Raw genomic sequence first — 4,370 nt, 5'->3', positions numbered from 1 at the left:
GTACGTCAGCTTGGCCTGCAGCCGGATGGACGTCATCTCGTCGCAGGAGCGGTCCTTGACAAGCTGATGGGCCAGGTCGTCTCGTCCCAGCGCTGGGGCACCCCGTACGGAGTGCCCTCGGGCGTCTCGGTGGCCGTCAAGAACGGCTGGCTGCAGCGCTCCACGAACGGATGGCGGGTGCACAGCGTCGGCGCGTTCAAGGGCGGCGGCCACGACTACGTGATGACCGTGCTGTCCCACGGCAACAGCACGATGAACTACGGCATCGCCACCATCCAGGCCGTGGCCAAGGTCATCCACAAGGATCTGGCGGCGAGCTGACGGGGTTTGGCCGAGGACGTCCAGGAGCCTCCTGACGATGGCGAGGATGGTGTAGGGCGCGGGGGGAAGGATGTTTTCCATATCCGGGCAAACGACTACAAGGCGGGCGAGTGGCTCTCCGGGTGGCCGACTCACCGGAGCGGCGACCTTCCCCCCTGCCGCCAACGCCACGGGTCCCACTTCCGGTGTGCTCACATCTCCCAGCCCAGCAGCGGAACGCGGACCCCGGTGAGCAGAGCCAGAGCCATCACCGCCGACAGCAGCGGCACCGCGGCGAGCCGCATGACGGCGAGTGCGTCCACGGCGGTGCGCGGCGGCGGCCAGCAGCAGCCGCAGCGACCGGGTCACCGCGGCCGAGACGCGAGGAGCAGGGCCGGGCGCGCGATCTCCGCGTCTCCGGACATCTGGCGCGGTGCGCTCGGGTCGAGGTCGTATCCCTCCGCGTACATGGCGAAGGCGAGCAACCGCCGGCACAGGGCGGCGCACAGGTCCACCGCCGTCCCGGCGAGCGCGAAGCGCGGCCGCCGCGACACCTGGACGAGTGAGGACACCATGAGCGGGACCCTGGTCCGTCCCAGGTCCCCGGTCGGGTGTTCCTCGTCCCCTGGTCGGGGAAGCGGCGCCGCGGGATGAAATCCGCCCTCGCGCACGTTGACGCCTTCCGGCAGCTCAGGACGGATGGAAGGCACCGGTGTGACACCGAAACGGGGATGGGCGCGACGACTGTGGGCCTATGCGTGGCGCCACCCGAAGGACGTCGTACTCGCTCTCGGATCCTCCCTGGTCGGCATGGCCGTGATGGCCCTTGTCCCGCTGATCACCAAGGTGATCATCGACGACGTCGTCAGTGACCACACCAGGAATATGACCACCTGGGCCGGCCTCCTCGTCGCCGCCGCCCTGGTCGTCTACGTCCTCACCTACATCCGCCGCTACTACGGCGGGCGTCTCGCCCTCGACGTCCAGCACGACCTGCGGACCGAGATGTACGACACGATCACCCGGCTCGACGGCCGCCGCCAGGACGAGCTGTCCACCGGCCAGGTCGTCGGCCGCGCCACCAGCGACCTCCAGCTGATCCAGGGCCTGCTCTTCATGCTCCCGATGACCATCGGGAACTTCATGCTCTTCCTGATCTCCCTGGTGATCATGGCGTGGCTGTCGCTGCCCCTCACCCTCGTCGCCCTCGCCGTGGCCCCCGCCCTCGTCTACATCGCGAGGCGCAGCCGCACCCGGCTGCACCCCTCCACCTGGTACGCCCAGGCCCAGGCCGCGGCCGTCGCCGGCGTGGTCGACGGCGCCGTCAGCGGCGTACGCGTGGTGAAGGGCTTCGGGCAGGAGGACCAGGAGACCGGAAAGCTCCGGGAGGTCGGCCGCCGGCTGTACGCGGGCCGCCTGCGCACCATCCGCCTGAACTCGGTCTACACCCCGGCCCTCCAGGCGGTCCCCGCCCTCGGCCAGGTCGCGATGCTCGCGCTCGGCGGCTGGCTGGCGGTGCGCGGCCACATCACGCTCGGCACATTCGTCGCCTTCTCCACCTACCTCGCCCAGCTGGTCGGCCCGGTCCGCATGCTCGCGATGGTGCTCACCGTCGGCCAGCAGGCCCGCGCCGGCACCGAGCGCGTCCTGGAGCTGATCGACACCGAGCCGTCGATCGAGGACGGGCACAAGGACCTGCCCGTCGACGCCCCGGCGACGGTCGAGTTCGACGACGTCTCCTTCGGCTACGAGGGCGTCCACGGCACGACCAGCCCCGTCCTGGACGGCCTCTCCTTCGAGATCCGCCCCGGCGAGACCCTCGCCGTGGTCGGCTCCTCCGGCTCCGGCAAGTCCACGGTCTCCCTCCTGCTGCCGCGCTTCTACGACGTCACCCGCGGGGCCGTCCTGGTCGGCGGGCACGACGTGCGCGAGCTGACGACGCGGTCGCTGCGGGCCGCGATCGGCCTCGTCCCCGAGGATTCCTTCCTCTTCTCCGACACGGTCCGCAACAACATCGCCTACGGCCGCCCGGACGCCACCCAGGAGGAGATCGAGAAGGCCGCCCGCGCCGCCCAGGCGGACCGTTTCATCGCCGAGCTGCCCGAGGGCTACGACACCACCGTCGGCGAGCACGGCCTCACCCTCTCCGGCGGTCAGCGCCAGCGCGCCGCCCTCGCCCGAGCCATCCTCAGCGACCCGCGCCTGCTGGTCCTGGACGACGCCACCTCCGCCGTGGACGCGAGGGTCGAGCACGAGATCCACGAAGCCCTGAAGGGCGTCATGCGGGGCCGCACGACCCTGCTGATCGCCCACCGCCGCTCCACCCTGAACCTCGCCGACCGCATCGCCGTGCTGGACGAGGGCCGCCTCGCCGACATCGGCACCCACGAGGAGCTCCAGCGCCGCTCCGCCCTGTACCGGCGCCTGCTCACCGACCCGGACGAGCTGGGCGCGGTCTCCCCGGGCCACACCCCGCCGGCCTGCCCCGAGGAGGACACCTCCGTCCGGGACGAGCTCGACGCCGAGTTCGACGCCGAGCGCGGGGTCACCCCGCGGCTGTGGACCGGTGACCGCGAGCGCGAGGACACCGCCCTCGCGGAGAGCCCCGCCACCCCCGAGCTGCTCGCCCAGGTCGAGGCCCTGCCCCCGGCCACCGACGTACCGGACGTCGACGAGGCGAAGGCCGTCCGGCCGGAGGAGTCCTACGGCCTGCGCCGGCTGCTGCGCGGCTTCGGGCTGCCGCTGCTGTTCAGCCTCGCCCTGGTCGCCACCGACGCGGGCATGGGCCTGCTGCTGCCCGTGCTGATCCGGCACGGCATCGACTCGGGCGTCACCCAGGCCGCGCTGGGCGCCGTGTGGGCGGCGGCCCTGCTGGGGCTGCTGACGGTGGCCGTGCAGTGGGCGGCGCAGATCGGCGAGACCCGGATGACCGGCCGTACCGGCGAGCGGGTGCTGTACTCGCTGCGGCTGAAGATCTTCTCCCAGCTCCAGCGTCTCGGGCTCGACTACTACGAGCGCGAGCTGACCGGGCGGATCATGACCCGGATGACGACCGACGTGGACGCGCTGTCGACGTTCCTCCAGACGGGCCTGGTGACGGCCTTCGTCTCGGTCGTCACCTTCTTCGGGATCATGGTCGCGCTGCTGGTGATCGACGTGGAGCTGGCGCTGGTCGTCTTCGCGACGCTGCCGCCGCTGATCATCGCCACGTTCTTCTTCCGCCGGGCGAGCGTGAAGGCGTACGAGCTGGCCCGTGAACGGGTGTCGGCGGTCAACGCCGACCTCCAGGAGTCGGTGTCCGGGTTGCGGATCGTGCAGGCCTTCCGGCGAGAGCGGGACGGCGGGCGGCGGTTCGCCGAGCGCAGCCACAGCTACCGCGAGGCCCGCATCCGGGGCCAGTGGCTGATCTCGGTGTACTTCCCGTTCGTGCAGTTCCTGTCGTCGGTGGCCGCGGCGGCCGTGCTGATCGTGGGCGGGGCCCGCGTCGACGACGGGACGCTGGCGATCGGCTCGCTGGTGGCGTACCTGCTCTACATCGACCTGTTCTTCGCGCCCGTGCAGCAGCTCTCCCAGGTCTTCGACGGCTACCAGCAGGCGACCGTGTCGCTGGGCCGCATCCAGGAGCTGCTCCAGGAGCCGACGTCGACGAAGTCCGCCGACGAGCCCATGGAGGTCCGGTCCCTGCGGGGCGAGATCGCCTTCGAGGACGTGCGCTTCGCATACGGGGCCGCCGATGAGGGCGATGCGGCCCTGGGCGGGGTCGACCTGCGCATCCCCGCCGGGCAGACCGTCGCGTTCGTCGGCGAGACCGGCGCGGGCAAGTCGACCCTCGTCAAGCTCGTGGCCCGCTTCTACGACCCCACCGGCGGCCGGGTCACCGTCGACGGCACCGATCTGCGGGCCCTCGACCTCACCTCGTACCGGCACCGTCTGGGGGTCGTCCCGCAGGAGGCGTACCTCTTCCAGGGCACCGTGCGCGACGCCATCGCCTACGGCCGCCCGGACGCCACCGACGCCGAGGTCGAGGCGGCGGCCCGGGCGGTCGGGGCGCACGACATGATCGCCCGGCT

At 71.7% G+C, this 4,370-nt stretch carries 2 protein-coding genes and 1 pseudogene; 2 read left to right on the top strand and 1 reads right to left on the bottom strand.

Going from position 1 to position 4,370, the window contains the following annotated elements; genetic code table 11:
- Window positions 1–321, top strand: a pseudogene (locus ABZ281_RS39900) (hypothetical protein); the annotation flags it as partial.
- A 344-nt stretch (window positions 322–665) separates the two neighbouring features.
- Here ABZ281_RS39900 and ABZ281_RS39895 read toward each other — a convergent pair.
- Window positions 666–875 carry a hypothetical protein gene (locus ABZ281_RS39895; protein WP_356662874.1) on the bottom strand — a complete coding sequence of 70 codons (210 nt, stop codon included), beginning with the start codon at window positions 873–875 and terminating at the stop codon, window positions 666–668.
- Window positions 876–1,014: 139 nt separating this feature from the next.
- On the opposite strand from ABZ281_RS39895, the gene ABZ281_RS39890 reads away from it, so the two are divergent.
- Window positions 1,015–4,370: ABC transporter ATP-binding protein (locus tag ABZ281_RS39890; RefSeq protein WP_356662873.1), on the top strand; the 3,356-nt coding region annotated here is incomplete at its 3' end.

The sequence above is a fragment of the Streptomyces sp. NPDC006265 genome, assembly GCF_040613555.1.
Taxonomy (GTDB): Bacteria; Actinomycetota; Actinomycetes; order Streptomycetales; family Streptomycetaceae; genus Streptomyces.
This window is presented reverse-complemented; position numbering and strand designations above follow the sequence as displayed.